Origin of the sequence: Glaciecola sp. 33A (assembly GCF_002836745.1) — a bacterium.
Classification (GTDB): domain Bacteria; phylum Pseudomonadota; class Gammaproteobacteria; order Enterobacterales; family Alteromonadaceae; genus Glaciecola.
In genome coordinates this window covers 101,063-118,662 of record NZ_PJAR01000024.1, presented here as the reverse complement: position 1 = coordinate 118,662, position 17,600 = coordinate 101,063, and the positions used below count along the sequence as shown (strand labels likewise).

Here is a 17,600-nt window from a genome sequence, read left to right as displayed (position 1 = left end):
TGCTTATAACTAGGGTAATCCAATTACCCTAGAAGCCTATGTCATTAAAACACCCTATTATTGCAATAACCGGATCATCCGGTGCTGGTACGACCACAACGACTAATGCTATAAGGCATATATTTCGCAACCTGAAGGTCAATTCAGCCTCTGTTGGCGGCGACAGCTTTCATCGTTTTACGCGTCCTGAAATGGAAGTTGAGATCCGAAAGGCACAGGAACAAGGTCGGCATATTAGCTATTTTGGCCCTCATGCTAACGATTTCGAATTACTCAGTAAGTTGTTTGTAGAATACGGCGAAACAGGCAAAGGCCAGCACAGAGAATACTTGCATAGCTTTGATGAAGCAGTGCCATTCAACCAAATGCCCGGCACTTTTACACCTTGGCAAGACTTGCCTGAAAACACCGATTTATTATTCTATGAAGGCTTACACGGTGGTGTTAAGACCGACGAGGTTGACGTCGCTTCTCGCGTTGACTTGTTAGTAGGCATGGTTCCTATCGTAAACTTGGAGTGGATCCAAAAAATTGTACGCGATACAACCGACAGGGGCCATTCTCGTGACGCCGTGATGAGCAGCATTGTGCGCAGTCTGGACGATTACTTTCATTACATTACGCCGCAGTTTTCGCGTACCCATGTTAACTTTCAGCGAGTGCCTACGGTTGATACATCAAACCCATTTAGTGCGCGCGAAATTCCGACTCAAGATGAAAGCTTTGTAGTCGTGCGCTTTCGTCGTGAAATGAAAAGTGTCGACTACCCTTATCTCCTTAAAATGATCGACGGTGCATTTATGTCACGCATCAATACGATTGTTGTGCCTGGTGGCAAGATGGGTTTAGCAATGGAATTAATTTTAACACCGTTAATTGAGGAGTTACTTGATCAAAAACGCCGAGCGGGTTACCAAATGGATTGGTTGGCACAAAATAAATAACGTAATAAATGGAGTGATAAGTAAATTCCTTATTCGGACAACAAGTTAGCTTAAGATTTGAGTTTTTTACCCCGTTAACCATTGTATAAAAATAGCAAAATGCTATCTTGTGAATGTAGTGAAGAAAAACAGCTAATTCGTTGATTGCGTGGATTAGTTGTACCGCCGTTTATCGGCGGTTTTTTTTGACTAAAATTCAGTCATTGAATTATGTCAATTACAGCAAACAGATATGTGTATATCTGACATCATTTGTAACAATCATCCTCCTATCCCCTCTTTCGACTTTGTCATTGATGGCATATAATATGGATTATTAAATAAAGAGTTGAGTGATAGCCATGGGTCAGGAAACCTCGAAAATTTTAGTTGTTGATGATGACATGCGTTTACGCTCTTTGTTAGAGCGATATTTAGTTGAACAAGGCTACCAAGTGCGCACTGCTGCTAATAGCGAGCAAATGGATAGATTGTTAGAGCGCGAAAATTTTCATTTGATGGTTTTAGACCTAATGCTACCTGATGAAGATGGTTTGTCTATTTGCAGACGTTTACGTCAGCAAGAAAATCAAATTCCGATCATTATGCTAACCGCGAAAGGTGATGAAGTAGACCGCATTATAGGTCTTGAAATGGGCGCAGATGACTATCTACCAAAACCGTTTAACCCCAGAGAACTGCTTGCCAGAGCAAAAGCGGTTTTGCGGCGTAAAACAACCGAAGCGCCCGGAGCACCATCGCAGTCCGAGCAAATTGTTAGCTTTGGTAGTTACAAACTCAATTTAGCCACCCGTGAAATGTCAGATAATGGTGAACCGCTAACACTCACAAGCGGTGAGTTTGCCGTTTTAAAATCATTAGTAACACACGCTCGCGAGCCACTTTCACGTGACAAATTAATGAATTTAGCCCGCGGTCGAGATTACAGCGCATTGGAAAGAAGTATCGACGTGCAAGTTTCTCGACTGCGTAGAATGCTTGAAGAAGATCCTGCTAACCCACGCTACATACAAACTGTGTGGGGCTTAGGTTATGTATTTGTGCCCGACGGTGCAGTAGACGTTTAAGTCACGTGCGATTCCTCCCCAAGAGTACCTTTGGACAAACAGTTGTGTTGATTGCAGGTTTACTGCTGATCAACCAAATCGTGACCTACATATCCGTCATCAATTATTTTATTCGCCCCAGCTACCAGCAAATAAACGCCTTAGTTGCCACCCAAGTTGAACAGATATTTTTACAGGGCCTCAATTCCCCGGACAATCCTTTGCATGAAGAGTTTATGGAGACCACTGGCACGCGATTTCACACAACAGAAACAGCTATGCATGCCGGATTACGCGACGCTACTTATTACAGCTTTATGTCTGATGCAATTTCAAAGCGTCTTGGCGGTGAAACCGATGTTAGAACCACTGGTGGCGTTAATTATTTAATTTGGATACGCCCACCGCAGGACCCAAATATTTGGATTTCAATTCCAATGCAAGGCATGGAAGAAAGCGACTTTTCACCACTTACCATCTACCTCATTGTTATCAGTATTTTAAGTGTTGCTGGCGGCTGGTTATTTGTACGGCGATTAAATAGGCCCTTGCAAGCACTGCAAAAAGCCGCGCACAAGGTGGGTAAAGGTCAGTTTCCCGACCCATTAGCACTTGAAGGTAGCAGTGAAATGGTAGCGGTAACCAATGCCTTTAATAAGATGTCACAAGGCATTCATCAACTAGAAAGCGATCGCGTGTTGATGACCGCAGGTATATCGCACGACTTGCGAACGCCATTAACTCGGATCCGTTTGGCTAGTGAAATGTTGCCCGACGATCAGGACTGGGTGAAAGACGGTATTGAGCATGATATTGAAGACATGAATGCAATTATCGACCAATTCATTGATTACGCACGACAAGACCAACAAGAAGCATCTGAAAACGTCGACTTAAACCGCCTTATAAAAGAGCTCATTGAAGGCCGATTGCTTGAGTCTGGACATAATATTGAACTACAAGTAGCAAAGTTACCGAATGCAAAGTTACGCGTTATTGGCATAAAGCGCGTGCTGGATAATTTAATTGAAAACGCTTTTCGATATGGTAGCAAAAACATCTGCATTATCACCAAAGTTGATCATCAATCCAAATCCTTAATTTGCAATATACGTGACTATGGCAAAGGCATTCCTGAATCTGACATTCCAATGCTGTTTGCGCCATTCGCACAGGGCGACAAAGCACGTGGTTCAGTTGGATCAGGACTCGGCCTCGCCATAACCAAACGCATTGTCGAAAGCCACGGCGGTAAAATGCTTTTCACCAATCACGCATCTGGTGGCCTTTCTGCTGGCTTTAGCATTCCCTATAGTAGCTAACTCATTCAACTAAATACAAGGCCTTCGGCAATTAGTGCCTTTGCTCATCAACCACGACATTGTCAGCATGAATATTTTCAACGTCAATGCTATCAAAACGATATTCTTGATGACAAAATTGGCAATTCATCACCACAGCACCTTCCTCAGCTACAATCTCAAGCAGATCAGCTTTAGACACATTTTGTAATGCAATAGCACTGCGCTCTTTTGAGCAATCACAACTAAAAGTAACCGGCTGAGACTCAAACAGACGTATTTGTTCTTCGTGATATAAGCGATGCAAAATCTCTTCCGTTGGCAAGCTAAATAACTCTTCAATTTTTAGCGTGTTCATCATGTGCCCTAAATGTTCGAAATCAGGATTTTCGCGAGCTTGAGATGTTTCGCTACTTTCAGGGACCACCTGCAACAACATACCACCAGCGACAGCACGGTTGTCATCACGTTGCGTGAACAAAGTCACCTTTGTTAGTAACTGTTCAGATTGCAAAAAATAGTCTTCTAAACATTCGGCCAATGTCGGCTTGTCCAGCGCCACAATGCCTTGATAGCGTTCACCATCTTTAGGCGCTAATGTGATAGCCAAATAGCCTTTTTTAAACAAATCGGCAAAACAAGAAGGCAACTTAAATTGTTCGTTCCAGCGCGCAACACCGCGTAATTTTTGGTCATGTGTGCCGTTGATAACCGCATATTTAACCAAGCCTTCGCTTTGAATTTGCAAGGATACTTCGCCTTCAAATTTCAGTGTTGCTGTCAATAAACAGGCCGCAGCCATTAGCTCACCCAAAAGATCTTGGATAATGGGGGGATAATGGTAAGAGTCTAAAATACCCTGATAACTATCGCACAATTTGACTAATTCGCCGCGCACATTGCGATCTTCAAATAAGAATCTATCTAACTGGTCTTGCTTCACTGTCATAAATCTCTACTTAGCTCATAAACTATCTATTGATGTTTAAATTGAATAATTTGTCGACGCTGCTTTTTATCCGGTCGACCGTCCGGTCTTGGGCTATGAAAAATGCTCAATTTTCTGGCCACTGCATTCTTTTCACGAAGTGCAATACTCTCCGCTGTCTCTTCATACAGTAATTGCGCCAATTGGGCGCTTCTACGTTGCCCGATAACCTCTTTGACTATTACTGTTTTTTGATCAAAACCGGTTGGAATTTGAATTATTGCGCCCAATTCAACCAACTTGCTGGATTTAGAACGCTGTTTATTGTACTGAACCTTGCCCGATTGCACTAATTCTCTGGCAATCGCACGCGTTTTGCAGAAGCGTGCGGCCCATAACCATTTATCAATTCGCACATTTTTTGCATCTTGATCAGCCTTAGCTGTATTACTTTGGCTGGCGTTTTGTTTGTTTGTATTTGCACTATTTTGCTTTTTCATTGTGTTTGAGCTATCACCCGTTATTTTTAATTATAAAAAATTGTATCTCTTATGAGCTTAGCTATTTTTCAGATCCTCATGACTAGAGATGGTAACTGCAATTCGCTCCAGTCTCAGGATCTGCCAAAGCCCGAACCTCTGGCATTTTTCCTGACTTACATCATTGACTATTGGAGGAGACTTTGCGAACTTGGACCACTTTATGGACCAGCGATCGGGTCTTGTAGTGCCGCGCAGTCGCGAACCCTTTATCAATTCTCAAAATAACAAACGAGTTATTCTTTTTTCTATTATTCATGCCTCATATGGTAGCAGACTATTTTTAAAACTACCGCAAATCTAACTGTAATAGGCTTACTATTCCAATGGATACCGCCTATTGCATCCAAAATAGTAATTCGCCAGCAATGATAACGCCCTGAGTATAAAAGCTAAATGATTAACGACACTAGTAAGCACATTTTTTTAAGCACATTCTTTTAAGCACATTCTTTTACTTGGCTATATTCTGGTTCATAACCAACACTTGACTACGAACATTTTTTGATCTGGGCTTACATAAATTCGGAAAAAGCAGAATAATTAGTGATAGAGGATGAGCCCGACATCATTATGTTGTACAAAATGACAATTGAAGGTTGAAATTTACCTATTTTTTTAACAACAGCAACAGATGGTTTTGAGGGGTTAATACAAATAGGCGCTTAGAAACCCGATATCGTGTTTACTGATATTCAAATGCCGAACATAGATGGTATTCATCTATTAAAAAAGCTTTCTCAACTTGACTCATATAACGACAGGCTCTTAATGGTCGTCTCTGGATTATCCAAAATAGATATTGATCACAGAGGTGGTTTGCCAATGTTATTTGAAATAGCCGCGTTTCGACAGTTAACTGTCATGAGAGTAACAACCTAAATATAGGATTCTGTGATTAGGTAATTCTTATTTTACTCCTAACAAGGTAAAAATCCGAGGTTTGCATTTTTTTGTTTGTATTTGCACTATTTTGTTTTTTCATTGTCTTTTAGCTATTACCAGTTATTTTTAATTATAAAAAATTGTATCTCTTATGAGCTTAGCTATTGTTCAGGCCCTTATGACTAGATATGATGGGTACAAATTAAGTTTATAATATTAATATTACAGAGAAAATGACAGCAACCAATTTATCATTGCAACCTGCTTTAAGAATGTATGGTCAGCACCAAAACAAAATCATACTTTTGATTGTTGTGTTGCTCTCGCTATATCTTATTGCGTTCGCAGCCGAACTCACTTGGCGACTTATCCCGCAGCCTGAATCGTCACAATCGGCGTTGCTTAATAATGTTGACGCTTCACCGGCCCTATCTGCATCTCGTTTAGATATATTACCACTGACTAAATTGAATTTATTTGGCAACCCTGAAGCAAAACCGATTGCTACTATCTTAGCTGAGATAACCGATGCACCCGAAACTAAATTAAACCTCACATTGACTGGTGTAGTTTCAAGTACTGACCCAAAAGTGGGAGCGGCCGTTGTAGAAAACAATGGAAAACAAAACACTTATGGCGTTGGTGATAAGATTGATGGCACCAATGCCACGTTAGACCAACTGTATATTGACCGCGTAATTATCAAAAACGGCTTGACTCGCGAAACGCTGATGCTAGACGGTATTGATTTTAATGAAGCAAATCAAATTAGGGAACAAGGGTATCGTCAACAGGCGCAAGAATTTGAGACCCCACAAGGCCCTGTTGAATTCCAAATGCCTGACAGTGATTCAGAACAGCCCTCTGATAGCATTAGGGAAATGCGCGAACAAATGAGTCAGTCGCCAACCAGCTTCACTGACTTTATTGCCATCAAACCTCATACACCGAATGGTGTGTTAATTGGCTATCAAGTGTCACCCGGCAAACAAGCTGAATTTTTCAGTAGTGTCGGTTTACGCTCAGGCGATGTTATTACCCAAATCAATGGATTGGATTTATCTGATCCAGCACAATCATTAGAAGCAATTAACGTTCTTAGAGAAGCACAATTTCTGCAGTTAGAAGTCCTAAGGGGCGATGAGGCTTGGTCACTTGATATCGACATTCCGTCGTCTGAAGAATAATTAAAAAGGTCGTAATATGAGGCAGGACAGCCAAAAAACCACCAGCATTCGTCAATTATTGAAGATGACAACAATTGCTGCAAGCATAGCAGCAACCTTGTTCGCTGCCGGTAATGCTTATGCAACGAAATATAGTCCGAATTTTAAAAATACCGAAATTACCGAGTTTATTAATATTGTCGGTAAAAACCTGCAACGGACGATTATCGTCGACCCTAATGTGCGCGGTAAAATCACCGTTCGTAGCTACGACTTATTGACAGAAGAACAATACTATCAATTTTTCATGAACGTGCTGCAAGTGTACGACTTTGCCGTTGTTGAGATGCCAAGTGGTATACTCAAAATTGTTCGTTCCAAAGACGCCAAAACATCAAATATCCCCGTCGTCGATGGCGATCTTCTAAAGGGTGATGAAATGATCACCCGAGTGCTTCCTGTATACAATGTGCCAGTACGCGAACTTGCACCTATTCTTCGTCAATTGAATGACCAAGCCGGCGGCGGTAACGTCGTCAGCCATGACCCATCAAATGTAATGATGCTAACTGGACGCGCGGCGGTGGTGAACCGCTTAGTAAAAATTATCGAAAGCGTTGACCGCGCAGGTGATGAAGAAGTAGAGGTCATCAAACTTAAATATGCGTCTGCGACCGAAATGGTGCGCATTATTGAAAGTATTAATAAATCGCAAGGTAAGTCAGCCGGTGGAGTGGGTAAATCAGACCCTCGTGTGGTTGCTGATGACCGTACAAACAGCATCATTGTTAGCGGCGATATAAAAGCCCGTCAGCGCTTAATTAACCTTGTTAGCCGCATGGATCAGGAGTTAGAAACCAACGGCAATACGCGTGTAATTAGCCTAAATTATGCCAAAGCTGAAGACTTAGTCAACGTATTACAAGGCGTCAGCGCTGGTATTCAGGCTGATAACCAAGGTGGCACAGCAACCCAGCGTCGCGGTGGCAATAGCAATCGTGATATCAGTATCGATTCGCATGAAGACTCTAACTCATTGGTGATCACTGCTGAGCCCGACATGATGCGCTCACTTGAAGACGTTATACGCAGACTTGATGTACGCCGTGCACAAGTGCAAGTTGAAGCTATTATCGTTGAAGTATTCGAAGGCGACGGCACCACATTAGGTGTACAGTGGGTATCAGAAGAAGGCGGCGGTACACAATTTACGAATGGTGTTATCGGGGTAGGTTCATTAGGTGTGGCGTTGCGTGAAGCGGAAAGTACCGAAGTGAAAGGCTTTACGACTAATTCAAATGCTGACACAGTGGCAACAACCACCACTGTGGAGGGCAACTATGCACCACTTGCTGCCTTACTAGGCGGTGCTAATGGTTTGCTTGCTGGCGTTGTCAACAATGGGTGGGGCGCCGTTGTGCAAGCGGTCAGTACTGACACTAATTCTAATATCCTAGCAACACCGCATTTAACTACAATGGATAACGAGGAAGCCTTCTTTATTGTCGGCCAAGAAGTGCCAATCATTACTGGCTCTGCTACCGGCTCGAATAACGCCAACCCATTCCAACAAGTTACGCGCCAAGATGTTGGTATTAAACTCAAAGTGACGCCGCAAATTAACGAGGGGGACGCCATTCAATTGCAAATAGAGCAAGAGGTATCCAGTGTATCTGGTGCAACCTCGGTTGATATTTCAATTAATAAGCGTGAAATCAAAACCACGGTAATTGTGGATGATGGCGGCACAATTGTGCTGGGCGGCCTAATTGATGAGGACGTTCAAGAAAGTATTTCTAAAGTGCCTTTACTAGGCGATATACCCCTTCTTGGTCACTTATTTAAGTCAACAACAGTAAGCAAGCGCAAACGTAATCTAATGGTATTCATTCGTCCTACTATTATACGTGACGGTATTACTTCAAATAAAATCAGCTTACAAAAATATAATTATATTCGTGCAGAGCAGTTAAAACGTCAATCTGAAGGTGTACCATTAATGCCATTCACGGAGGGACCTTCGCTACCTGCATGGGATGACTCGATGACTTTACCGCCTTCTTTTGATACTTACTTGCGAGACGAAGAAAAGAAAGCCAAACAAGGTAACGATTAGCGATGTCGGACGTTATTAATGATCTTAGTTTAGTAGAAACCGAGGCACTCGTTACCGACGAGGTCACACAGGGCGCAATTGAAGAGGCTGAGCCCTTAGCTGCGCTGCAACTGCCTTTTAGCTTTGCCAAACGCTTTAAAGTGTTAGTCGAGTCGGCGCACGAACCGGTTAAGGTCTACCATACGCCGAGCACCGAATTGTCTGTATTTGCTGAAGTTCGACGCTTTCTAAAGCAAACCTTTGTGCTTGAAGAAATTGCTGAAACTCGTTTTGAAGAATTGCTAACCAGCAGCTTTCAGCGCGATTCAAGTGCCGCCAAACAGTTAATGGAAGACCTAGGTAACGAAAGCGATTTGCTATCATTAGCCGAAGACTTACCCGACACAGAAGACTTGCTCGAAAGTGAAGGCGACGCACCGATTATTCGCCTTATTAACGCCATGCTTGGGGAGGCAATTAAAGAAGGTGCTTCTGATATTCATATCGAGACCTTTGAAAATCAGCTAGTCGTGCGCTTCCGTGTTGACGGCGTATTGCGCGAAATATTACGTCCTCACCGCAAAATGTCTTCTATGTTGGTGTCGCGTATTAAAGTCATGTCAAAAATGGATATCGCTGAAAAACGTATACCTCAAGATGGGCGTATAAGTTTGCGGATCGCAGGACGTGCAGTTGATGTACGTGTATCCACTATGCCCTCGAGTCACGGCGAGCGGGTTGTATTGCGCTTACTTGATAAAAATAACGCGCGTCTTGATTTACAAGACTTGGGCATGACCCTGGATAATCGCACCCACTTTTCAAGTCTTATTCGCAAACCACATGGCATCATGCTGGTCACCGGCCCAACAGGTTCAGGTAAAAGCACCACTTTGTATGCCGGTTTAAGCGAGATAAATTCTAAAGACCGCAACATTCTTACGGTTGAAGACCCAATTGAATTCGACTTGGAAGGTATTGGTCAAACACAGGTTAACCCGCGTGTTGACATGACATTTGCAAGAGGCTTGAGAGCCATATTGCGGCAAGACCCTGATGTGGTTATGGTCGGTGAAATACGTGATTTTGAAACAGCACAAATTGCAGTACAAGCAAGTTTAACCGGCCACTTGGTATTGTCAACGTTGCATACAAATACCGCGGCTGGCGCCATTACTCGCTTAGAAGACATGGGCATTGAGCCGTTTTTGTTATCGAGTAGTTTATTGTCAGTGTTGTCACAACGCCTAGTTCGCAAATTGTGCAAGGAGTGTAAGAAGCCTCACGAACCAACCGTTACTGAGCGCGAAACATTGAATATTGCGAATGCCGAACAAGTGGTTATATATCGCCCCGTTGGTTGCACTGCATGCAACCACACTGGTTACCGAGGCCGAACCGGTATTCATGAACAGTTGATCGTTGATGAACGTATCCGCGAAATGATGCACGAAGGCAAGGGTGAGCAAGCGATTGAAAAGCACATACGCAAAACCACTCCTTCTATTCGTCAAGATGGCTGCGACAAAGTATTACTCGGAGTCACTTCTTTAGAGGAAGTATTACGAGTTACCAGAGAGGAATAATATGGCAGCCTTTGCATATAAGGCCATGGATGCCAATGGAAAATCCAAAAACGGTGTATTGGAAGGCGATAACGCCCGCCAAATCCGCCAACAAATTCGTGAGCAGGGTTTTATTCCACTTGAAGTTGAGCAGGTTGCTGAGCAAGAGAAGAAGAATCAGGCCTCCTTCTCATTATTTAAAGCTAAGATTTCGGCCAGTGAACTGGCCCTATTAACACGTCAAATGGCGACGTTGATTGAGTCAGCTTTGCCCATTGAAGAAGCCTTACTCGCCGTTGCTGAGCAGTGCGAAAAACCACGTCATAAAAACATGATGATGGCGGTGCGCAGCAAAGTGGTCGAAGGCCACGGATTTGCCGAAGCATTATCTGAATTTCCTTATGTTTTTGATAACCTATTTCGCGCCATGGTCGCCGCGGGTGAAAAGTCTGGACACTTGGACACGGTACTAAACCGACTCGCTGAATACACTGAAAACAGAGAAAAAACGCGTAATCAGATTATTCAAGCCTTGGTCTACCCCTTAATAATGATGACTGTTGCTGTTGCCGTTGTGATTATGTTGTTAGTGCAAGTCGTCCCTACTATTGTTGGCCAGTTTGACCAAATGGGACAAGAGTTACCCACCATCACCAACATTCTTATTACCATCAGTAACGGGGTGCAAAACTACGGAATTTATGCGGCTATTTTGCTTGTCCTAATTATATTTTTAGTAGCAAAACTGTTAACGATTCCTCGCATACGATTAAAATATGATAAGAAATTATTGCGTATGCCCTTCGTTGGTCGTTTGACAAGGAGCACCAACACAGCAAGGTTTGCTCGCACATTGAGCATTTTAACCGCCAGTGCTGTGCCTTTATTAGAATCAATGCGCATTGCAGGCAATGTGTTAGAAAACCTCCACCTCAAAGGCGCAGTCAAAGAAGCAGCCTCAAAGGTAAAAGAAGGATCGAGCTTAAGAAACGCGTTAGACCACGCCAAAATTTTTCCACCGATGATGATGCATATGATTGCATCCGGTGAGCGTTCTGGCGAGTTACAACAAATGTTAGCGAGAGCCGCCGACAACCAAGATAGAGAGTTTGAGTCGACCGTGAGCATCTCTCTGAAAATATTCGAGCCCGTGCTGATTGTCGTTATGGCCGGTGTTGTACTATTTATAGTAATGGCAATTCTAATGCCTATATTGGCATTAAACAGTTTAGTCTAAGAGGTAATTTTATGAGTAATCAGACACATGTAATGGCGTTAAATGGACGCAAACAGGCAACTCGCAACGGCACAAAGCATGAGTTGGGTTTTACCTTAATCGAAATTATGGTGGTACTTTTTATTATCGGTATGATGGCTGCATTTGTGGCACCACAGATTTTCGAAAACCAAGGCACAGCTCAGATCAAAAAGGCGGCTGTTGATATTCAAACGCTCGAAGGTCAACTGGAAATGTTTAAGCTACGCACCAATCGTTTTCCGACCACAGAACAAGGATTAGAAGCGTTGGTAACCATGCCTACCATTGAACCTATTCCAAGAAATTACCCAAACGAAGGCTTTATCAAACGTCTACCGCTTGACCCTTGGGGGAATCCGTATCAACTACTTAGCCCCGGCGAAATCGATATCGTTGACATCTATTCTTTTGGACCCGATATGGAAGAAGGTACCGACGATGATATTGGTACTTGGAATATCAACGATTATCTTCAGTAAAAAAATCGACTTAATAAAAGCGAGGGATAACGTGCGCAAGCAGCAAACAGGTTTTACACTCATCGAAATAATGCTCGTACTCGCACTGATGGGTCTAATGATCTCTGTTGTTTCCTACACCGCTCTTGGCACCAACAACTACGACAAGGTCAACCAACAAGCAAAACGCTTTCAAGTCGTATTTGATATGGCCAGTGACTACGCCATATTGAATCAGGTTCAACTGGGCATTCGTATCGATGAAGAAGAAAGCACCTATACCTATGTTGCCCTCGACGATGATGACGATTGGGTAGAGTTAGCCGGGCAAAAACTGTTTGAAAGCTATCAATTGCCCGAGGACATGACACTTCAGCTCTTCCTCGACGACTTACCATGGCAGCAAGAAGAGCAACTATTTGACCGTAGCCTATTTGACGAAGAATTAAGCGTCAGTGACGACGGTGTTGAAATAGGCAATGAGGAGGACATTGTGCCGCCGCCACCGCAACTATTTTTGCTTTCAAGTGGTGACCTTACTCCATTTGAATTAACAATTACGTTTGAAGACACATTCAGCAATGAGGACCCTATTACCTTTACATTACGAGCCAAAGAAGTGACCCCAATAGAACGTATCGTGCCAGAGGACATGCAGCAATGAGTAAAGCATTGACCTGTGCAAAAGGTGTTTATTTTGAGCCTCAGCAAGCTGGTTTTACGCTACTCGAAGTCATGGTCGCTATGTTTATTTTTGCCGTTGCTGGCGCCGCTATTATTAAAACCACGACTGAGCACATCAATTCTGTCGGCAAGCTCGAGGAAATGACCTTTGCTACTTGGGTAGCGAACAATCAACTGACACGCGCGACATTACAGTCTGAAAACACATGGCCACCAAAAAATAATGAACGTGGCAGCGTCGACATGCTGGACCGAACTTGGTATTGGAAACAAGAAGTGCAAGCTACTACCGACGAAAACCTCAAGGCGATTATTATCTCTGTGGGCAACGACCCTGAATATAAAGGCACTATTCTTTCAGTCACGACCTATGTAGCGAAGTCTAATGGGTAGACTCAATAAACACCCAATAAATACTAAGCAATCGGGTTTTACGCTGATTGAAATTCTTGTTGCGATGGCTATTTTTGCGTTGATTGCGGTAGGTTCCGTTGCTATGTTGACCGCAGTTTCGGCTAAAAACGACTTATCAGACCAACGCATGCAATCGCTGCAGACAATGCAACGAGCCATGCTGATTATTGAGCGCGATTTTTTACAAATGGTGCCGCGTAAAACCAGGCTAGAAGGCGAAGTATCAGACACCTTAGTATTTGCCGGTAAGTTCGCTTTTGAAAGTGAAAGCGACGGTTTAGGATTTGTACGTTCAGGTTGGCATAATCCACAATTAACGTTACGTCGGAGCACATTGCAATCTGTCGCCTACAGAACTCAGAATAAAGAGCTACAGCGTTTATATTCGACTTATGTTGATAATGCGATTGGTTTTGAACCCAAAGTACGGGTTTTGCTCGAAGGCATTGAGTCAGTAAGCTTCGAATTTTTAGAAAAATTTGATAAAAAATCATTTGAATGGGAAGAAGCGAAGTCAGTTGATGAACTCCCTATTGCAGTGGCCATTGTTATTAAATCGGAAGTGTATGGCGAAATTCGGCGCGAATTTAAGGTGCGTCGATGAAACTAAATCGAGTCAACGTTCAGCGCAAGTATGTATCAAACCTGCAAGCTAGCTCACAACGCGGTATTGCCCTTCTGGTTATTTTGCTTATTGTCGCTATTGTGAGCGTCCTAGCCACCGAAATGATGGCGCGATTGCAGCTCAACATAGCCAGAACAGTAAACATCAAGGACAACAATCAAGCCTATTGGTATGCCGTTGGCGCCGAGCAATTTGCTGAAAAATCGTTAAACCAACTCATGACCTTGTCGCCTGATAGTATGAATTTAGGTCAGCCTTGGGCGCAAGTATTTGAGTACCCAATTGACGGTGGTGGCATTCAAGCTGAATTAGTTGACCTGCAGTCTTGTTTTAATTTAAACACATTGAGCCTCCCTCAACCTCAGGAACCGCAAGACCCAAACAAAGCAGCTAACGGCTCTGCTCAAGTCTTTTTTAACCTTATGCTTTTAAGCATTGAAGATGTTGACTCATTTACCGCTGACACGGTGCGTGATTCGCTCATTGATTGGCTTGACGCCGACAGCGATATTACCGGTTATGGCGCTGAGGACGCTGAGTATGAGTCATTGCGCTTCCCCTATGTTGCAGCAAATGCATTGATGACGAATAAATCGGAATTACGTTTAATTAATGGCATAGAAATGAGTGATCTGCGTAATTTACTGCCACATGTCTGTGTTATCCCTGATTTAGAATTTAATATCATGGAAATTAATATCAATACCGTAACAGAAGAAAATGCGCATGTGCTTGGCGCCATCTTGAATATTACGGTGGATGCTGCAAAACGCATTGTAGCATCACGTCCACTGGATGGATTTGCAGATACCAACGACTTTTTTTCTGAACCAGAAATTATGGCCAAACAATTAACTGATGAGCAGAAAAAGTGGTTCGTTTTAAAAACAAATTATTTCATGCTATTGACTAAAACCCGTTACAATAATGCGACGTTCAAAATGACCAGTATTTTTAAACTTGATAGTGAAAGTGCAAGTGTTAGCGTGATAAGTAGAGAATTTGGAGGTATTAATTAATGGAAAAACTAGCGATCCGCTTGGGTTCAACACCCCACGATCCTGTTCACTGGCTGGTATGGTCTGACACTGAAAAAGAAATCATTGCATCAGGTGAACTGCCTGATATTGACGGTTTAGCACAATTAAGGGAACGCGCACCTAATGCTGAAGTGGTATGTATTGTGCCTGGTTGTGATGTGGTATTAAAAACAGTGCAATTACCCGCTAGAGCTAATCGAAAAGTGCTAAACGCGATCCCTTTCATGTTGGAAGACGAAGTTGCGTCAGACATCGCAAAGTCATTTTTTGCATTCGGCAAACGCATCGGTGATTCGCAGCAGGTAGCTGTGGTTTTGCGTGAACAACTTGAGTTTTGGCAAGACGCATTAAAGCAAGCTGACTTATATTGCGATTTACTTGTTCCAGATACACTCGCTCTGCCTTATTCGGAAAACACCATTAGCGTGTTAAGTTTAGGTCGCCATGAGCAATCTGCATTCATCGTTAGAGCCGGCGAATGGGCAGGATATCAAGGCGAAAAAAGTTGGACCTTGATGCTTTTAGAAAAACAATTAAAAACCAAGCCACAATCAGTGCTAACTTATTCAGAGCAACAACAGATTGAGTATTTAGAAGGACTTTTTGTACAAACCGATGCCGCTGATGAGGCTAAAACCGACGCTCCAACACTAACAGCAAACTACGATAAGCTGCCGATGCAGCTACTGCTGGACGGTGCTTTAGACGCTAATTTTAATTTACTACAAGGTGACTTCGCGCTTAAACGAAAAACCACAGCCCAGTGGGACAAATGGCGCCTTGCTGCCGTGCTTGCTGGCGTCGCATTGTGTGTCAACTTAGTCAGTAAAACGGTTGAATTAAACTCAATTAAAAGCCAGCGCCAAAGTATTGAAACGAGGTTACAAACCAGTATTAACCAAGGCTTTCCTGACTTACCCAAATCAAGAAATAAAGAAGTTGCGATTAGAAATCAAATGGCGAGTCTTGAACAAGGTGGTGGCGGCATCTCAATGTTAGTGATGCTCACTCAAATGAGCCCATCTTTTGCCAGTACCGGTGTTACACCACAGTCGATTCGTTACGATGCTACGCGCACAGAGTTGCGCATGCAATCGGTTGCCAGTAACTTTGAATCTCTCGAAAAATTTCGCCGTGAAGTTCAAGCCTTAGGATTTGAGGTTGACCAAGGCGCAATTAATAATAAAGGCGACCAAGTGGTCGGAACAATTATCATCAAAGGCTAAAGCTGCTGTCAATGACAACCGTAAAGCCAAACTCTTGAGAAAAGCCCTTGAAAAAAGCGCTTGAAAAAAGCTCTTGAGGAAATCGATTAAGGAATGCCACTAAGGTAAAAATATGAAAACGTATTTTGGATGGTTTTATGCGCTCTCGGAGCGTGAACAAAAAATGGTTAGCTTGGCTGTCATAGTTTCCGCCGTCGTGATTTTCTATTTCGCATTATGGACGCCACTGAACAACACGTTGGCTCAGCAAAAAAGCTTGCTTGAAAGTCAAACTGCGTTTGCTTCTTGGGTAGATGAACAGGCTGTTAGAGCTGCCAAATTAAGACAGTCAGCTTCTGGTGCAAGCTTTACAGGTTCACTTACACAACTAGTTAATCAAACCACTCGCACGAGCAACATACAGGTCGCTCGCATGCAACCGGTCGGTGACAACCTGCAAATTAGTATTGATGACGTGTTATTTTCCGACCTCGTTACCTGGCTCGATTTGATTGAGCGCCGTGGCGTTGTTGTGATTCAATCCGACATAATCGAAACAAACAATGCAGGCTACGTGCAAGTTCGTCGCCTGCAATTAGGAAGTCGTTAAATGATCGAAATGAAGTCTTGGAAGTGGATCTTATTAGCTATTTTGTCATATGTAATTTTACTCATCGCTTATATCCCAGCCATTCACATAGTTAACTACGTGCAAGCTAATAATCCCACATTACCTGTCGCATTAGGTAAGGTTGAAGGGACATTGTGGGCCGGTAAAGTAGACCAGATTATTACTCAAGGCATTGTTATGAATAACGTAACCTGGGAGTTATCGCCTTGGTTTTTATTCCTTGGTCAAGCAAACATTGACCTTAAAGGCGGCAAAATTAGAGAGAGCGATCAGGCGTATGTGAGGGGCAACATTAGTGCGTCGCTGTTTAATCCAAAAAATATAAGCGCACACGACTTAAAAGTATTTTTACCTGCACGTAGCGTAATGGCGCAGGTACAACTACCCGTTCCCGTGACAGCCGACGGCCGTTTTAGAGTTGATATAAAAGAATTTGAATTTGACAATGCATGCGTCAACTTAACTGGCAAAGGAAGTTGGTTAAAAGGCACGGTTAGTGGTCCTACGGGCGTGATTGATTTCGGGAACTTCGATGCAAATCTTGCCTGTGAAGGCGACCAATTTGCAATACAAGTGGTGCCACAGAACAAATTAAACCTTGATGCCACGGTATTATTGTCTGTTTCTGGAAAATACAAAATTAACGGGCGTTTTAAGCCCTCAGATGATATGCCAAGAGAAGTCCATCAAGCAGCTAACTTTTTCGGAGCAGCAGATAATCAAGGGTTTCGTAAAATCGACTTATAAGCGGCCTCATGACACTCAATATTAGCGCGCAGTAGTCAACGGTCCTGCTTTTTTAATGGCCCGTTTGGC

18 protein-coding genes are annotated in these 17,600 nt (G+C 43.0%); 16 read left to right on the top strand and 2 right to left on the bottom strand.

Annotation, left to right across the window (positions count from 1 at the left end; all coding sequences use genetic code 11):
• Positions 1 to 38: 38 nt before the first annotated feature.
• The 3 genes from CXF81_RS00945 to envZ all read left to right on the top strand — a co-directional run bounded on the left by CXF81_RS00945 (position 39) and on the right by envZ (position 3,312).
• Entirely contained in the window at positions 39 to 944 is a 906-nt protein-coding gene (locus CXF81_RS00945) for a phosphoribulokinase (RefSeq protein ID WP_101179305.1), read from the top strand.
• Between the two features lie 341 nt (positions 945 to 1,285).
• Positions 1,286 to 2,011, top strand: a complete 726-nt coding sequence (gene ompR / locus CXF81_RS00940; protein ID WP_101179303.1) for a two-component system response regulator OmpR — start codon at positions 1,286 to 1,288, stop codon at positions 2,009 to 2,011.
• Positions 2,012 to 2,016: 5 nt separating this feature from the next.
• Positions 2,017 to 3,312, top strand: coding sequence for a two-component system sensor histidine kinase EnvZ (gene envZ, locus CXF81_RS00935; RefSeq protein ID WP_101179301.1), 1,296 nt, complete (start codon positions 2,017 to 2,019; stop codon positions 3,310 to 3,312).
• Positions 3,313 to 3,343: 31 nt separating this feature from the next.
• On the opposite strand, the gene hslO is transcribed toward envZ, so the two are convergent.
• Both hslO and hslR read right to left on the bottom strand, forming a co-directional pair.
• Entirely contained in the window at positions 3,344 to 4,240 is an 897-nt protein-coding gene (gene hslO / locus CXF81_RS00930) for an Hsp33 family molecular chaperone HslO (RefSeq protein WP_198556280.1), read from the bottom strand.
• Between the two features lie 26 nt (positions 4,241 to 4,266).
• Positions 4,267 to 4,719, bottom strand: a complete 453-nt coding sequence (hslR, locus tag CXF81_RS00925; RefSeq protein ID WP_101179298.1) for a ribosome-associated heat shock protein Hsp15 — start codon at positions 4,717 to 4,719, stop codon at positions 4,267 to 4,269.
• Positions 4,720 to 5,457: 738 nt separating this feature from the next.
• Between hslR and CXF81_RS00920 the strand changes: the two genes are divergently transcribed.
• The 13 genes from CXF81_RS00920 to CXF81_RS00860 all read left to right on the top strand — a co-directional run bounded on the left by CXF81_RS00920 (position 5,458) and on the right by CXF81_RS00860 (position 17,531).
• Positions 5,458 to 5,640 (top strand): hypothetical protein, encoded by a 183-nt coding sequence (locus CXF81_RS00920; RefSeq protein WP_157825459.1) that lies wholly within the window; start codon positions 5,458 to 5,460, stop codon positions 5,638 to 5,640.
• 236 nt (positions 5,641 to 5,876) lie between these two features.
• Positions 5,877 to 6,830: a type II secretion system protein GspC gene (gspC, locus tag CXF81_RS00915; protein ID WP_101179294.1), complete on the top strand. Its 954-nt coding sequence runs from the start codon at positions 5,877 to 5,879 to the stop codon at positions 6,828 to 6,830.
• A gap of 16 nt (positions 6,831 to 6,846) precedes the next feature.
• Positions 6,847 to 8,925, top strand: a complete 2,079-nt coding sequence (gene gspD, locus CXF81_RS00910; RefSeq protein ID WP_101179292.1) for a type II secretion system secretin GspD — start codon at positions 6,847 to 6,849, stop codon at positions 8,923 to 8,925.
• A gap of 2 nt (positions 8,926 to 8,927) precedes the next feature.
• The gene (gspE, locus tag CXF81_RS00905; protein WP_101179289.1) at positions 8,928 to 10,490 is read left to right on the top strand and encodes a type II secretion system ATPase GspE; all 1,563 of its coding nucleotides are present in this window, start codon (positions 8,928 to 8,930) and stop codon (positions 10,488 to 10,490) included.
• A 1-nt stretch (position 10,491) separates the two neighbouring features.
• Positions 10,492 to 11,706 carry a type II secretion system inner membrane protein GspF gene (gene gspF, locus CXF81_RS00900; protein ID WP_101179288.1) on the top strand — a complete coding sequence of 405 codons (1,215 nt, stop codon included), beginning with the start codon at positions 10,492 to 10,494 and terminating at the stop codon, positions 11,704 to 11,706.
• Positions 11,707 to 11,738: 32 nt separating this feature from the next.
• Positions 11,739 to 12,206 (top strand): type II secretion system major pseudopilin GspG, encoded by a 468-nt coding sequence (gspG, locus tag CXF81_RS00895; RefSeq protein WP_101179851.1) that lies wholly within the window; start codon positions 11,739 to 11,741, stop codon positions 12,204 to 12,206.
• Positions 12,166 to 12,849 (top strand): type II secretion system minor pseudopilin GspH, encoded by a 684-nt coding sequence (gspH, locus tag CXF81_RS00890; protein ID WP_101179286.1) that lies wholly within the window; start codon positions 12,166 to 12,168, stop codon positions 12,847 to 12,849. The genes gspG and gspH overlap by 41 nt, the downstream gene beginning before the upstream one ends.
• Positions 12,846 to 13,262, top strand: a complete 417-nt coding sequence (gene gspI, locus CXF81_RS00885; protein WP_101179283.1) for a type II secretion system minor pseudopilin GspI — start codon at positions 12,846 to 12,848, stop codon at positions 13,260 to 13,262. The genes gspH and gspI overlap by 4 nt, the downstream gene beginning before the upstream one ends.
• A complete protein-coding gene (gspJ, locus tag CXF81_RS00880; protein WP_101179280.1) occupies positions 13,255 to 13,887 on the top strand; it encodes a type II secretion system minor pseudopilin GspJ in 633 nt (210 codons plus the stop codon). Before gspI ends, gspJ begins: the two co-directional genes overlap by 8 nt.
• Entirely contained in the window at positions 13,884 to 14,927 is a 1,044-nt protein-coding gene (gene gspK, locus CXF81_RS00875) for a type II secretion system minor pseudopilin GspK (RefSeq protein WP_101179278.1), read from the top strand. The genes gspJ and gspK overlap by 4 nt, the downstream gene beginning before the upstream one ends.
• The gene (gspL, locus tag CXF81_RS00870; protein WP_101179276.1) at positions 14,927 to 16,174 is read left to right on the top strand and encodes a type II secretion system protein GspL; all 1,248 of its coding nucleotides are present in this window, start codon (positions 14,927 to 14,929) and stop codon (positions 16,172 to 16,174) included. Before gspK ends, gspL begins: the two co-directional genes overlap by 1 nt.
• Before the next feature lie 112 nt (positions 16,175 to 16,286).
• On the top strand, positions 16,287 to 16,763 hold the full coding sequence (gspM, locus tag CXF81_RS00865) for a type II secretion system protein GspM (RefSeq protein WP_101179274.1): 477 nt from the start codon (positions 16,287 to 16,289) through the stop codon (positions 16,761 to 16,763).
• Complete coding sequence (locus CXF81_RS00860) at positions 16,764 to 17,531, top strand: type II secretion system protein N (RefSeq protein WP_101179272.1); 768 nt, start codon at positions 16,764 to 16,766, stop codon at positions 17,529 to 17,531. It abuts the gene before it with no gap.
• Positions 17,532 to 17,600: the final 69 nt, after the last annotated feature.

What these genes read in the sequence shown, in the direction of transcription:
- CXF81_RS00945 (WP_101179305.1), top strand. Translation starts at nt 39, where the DNA reads ATGTCATTAAAACACCCTATTATTGCAATAACCGGATCATCCGGTGCT.
- ompR (WP_101179303.1), top strand. Translation starts at nt 1,286, where the DNA reads ATGGGTCAGGAAACCTCGAAAATTTTAGTTGTTGATGATGACATGCGT.
- hslO (WP_198556280.1), bottom strand. Translation starts at nt 4,240, where the DNA reads ATGACAGTGAAGCAAGACCAGTTAGATAGATTCTTATTTGAAGATCGC.
- hslR (WP_101179298.1), bottom strand. Translation starts at nt 4,719, where the DNA reads ATGAAAAAGCAAAATAGTGCAAATACAAACAAACAAAACGCCAGCCAA.
- CXF81_RS00920 (WP_157825459.1), top strand. Translation starts at nt 5,458, where the DNA reads ATGCCGAACATAGATGGTATTCATCTATTAAAAAAGCTTTCTCAACTT.
- gspC (WP_101179294.1), top strand. Translation starts at nt 5,877, where the DNA reads ATGACAGCAACCAATTTATCATTGCAACCTGCTTTAAGAATGTATGGT.
- gspD (WP_101179292.1), top strand. Translation starts at nt 6,847, where the DNA reads ATGAGGCAGGACAGCCAAAAAACCACCAGCATTCGTCAATTATTGAAG.
- gspE (WP_101179289.1), top strand. Translation starts at nt 8,928, where the DNA reads ATGTCGGACGTTATTAATGATCTTAGTTTAGTAGAAACCGAGGCACTC.
- gspF (WP_101179288.1), top strand. Translation starts at nt 10,492, where the DNA reads ATGGCAGCCTTTGCATATAAGGCCATGGATGCCAATGGAAAATCCAAA.
- gspG (WP_101179851.1), top strand. Translation starts at nt 11,739, where the DNA reads ATGGCGTTAAATGGACGCAAACAGGCAACTCGCAACGGCACAAAGCAT.
- gspH (WP_101179286.1), top strand. Translation starts at nt 12,166, where the DNA reads ATGATATTGGTACTTGGAATATCAACGATTATCTTCAGTAAAAAAATC.
- gspI (WP_101179283.1), top strand. Translation starts at nt 12,846, where the DNA reads ATGAGTAAAGCATTGACCTGTGCAAAAGGTGTTTATTTTGAGCCTCAG.
- gspJ (WP_101179280.1), top strand. Translation starts at nt 13,255, where the DNA reads ATGGGTAGACTCAATAAACACCCAATAAATACTAAGCAATCGGGTTTT.
- gspK (WP_101179278.1), top strand. Translation starts at nt 13,884, where the DNA reads ATGAAACTAAATCGAGTCAACGTTCAGCGCAAGTATGTATCAAACCTG.
- gspL (WP_101179276.1), top strand. Translation starts at nt 14,927, where the DNA reads ATGGAAAAACTAGCGATCCGCTTGGGTTCAACACCCCACGATCCTGTT.
- gspM (WP_101179274.1), top strand. Translation starts at nt 16,287, where the DNA reads ATGAAAACGTATTTTGGATGGTTTTATGCGCTCTCGGAGCGTGAACAA.
- CXF81_RS00860 (WP_101179272.1), top strand. Translation starts at nt 16,764, where the DNA reads ATGATCGAAATGAAGTCTTGGAAGTGGATCTTATTAGCTATTTTGTCA.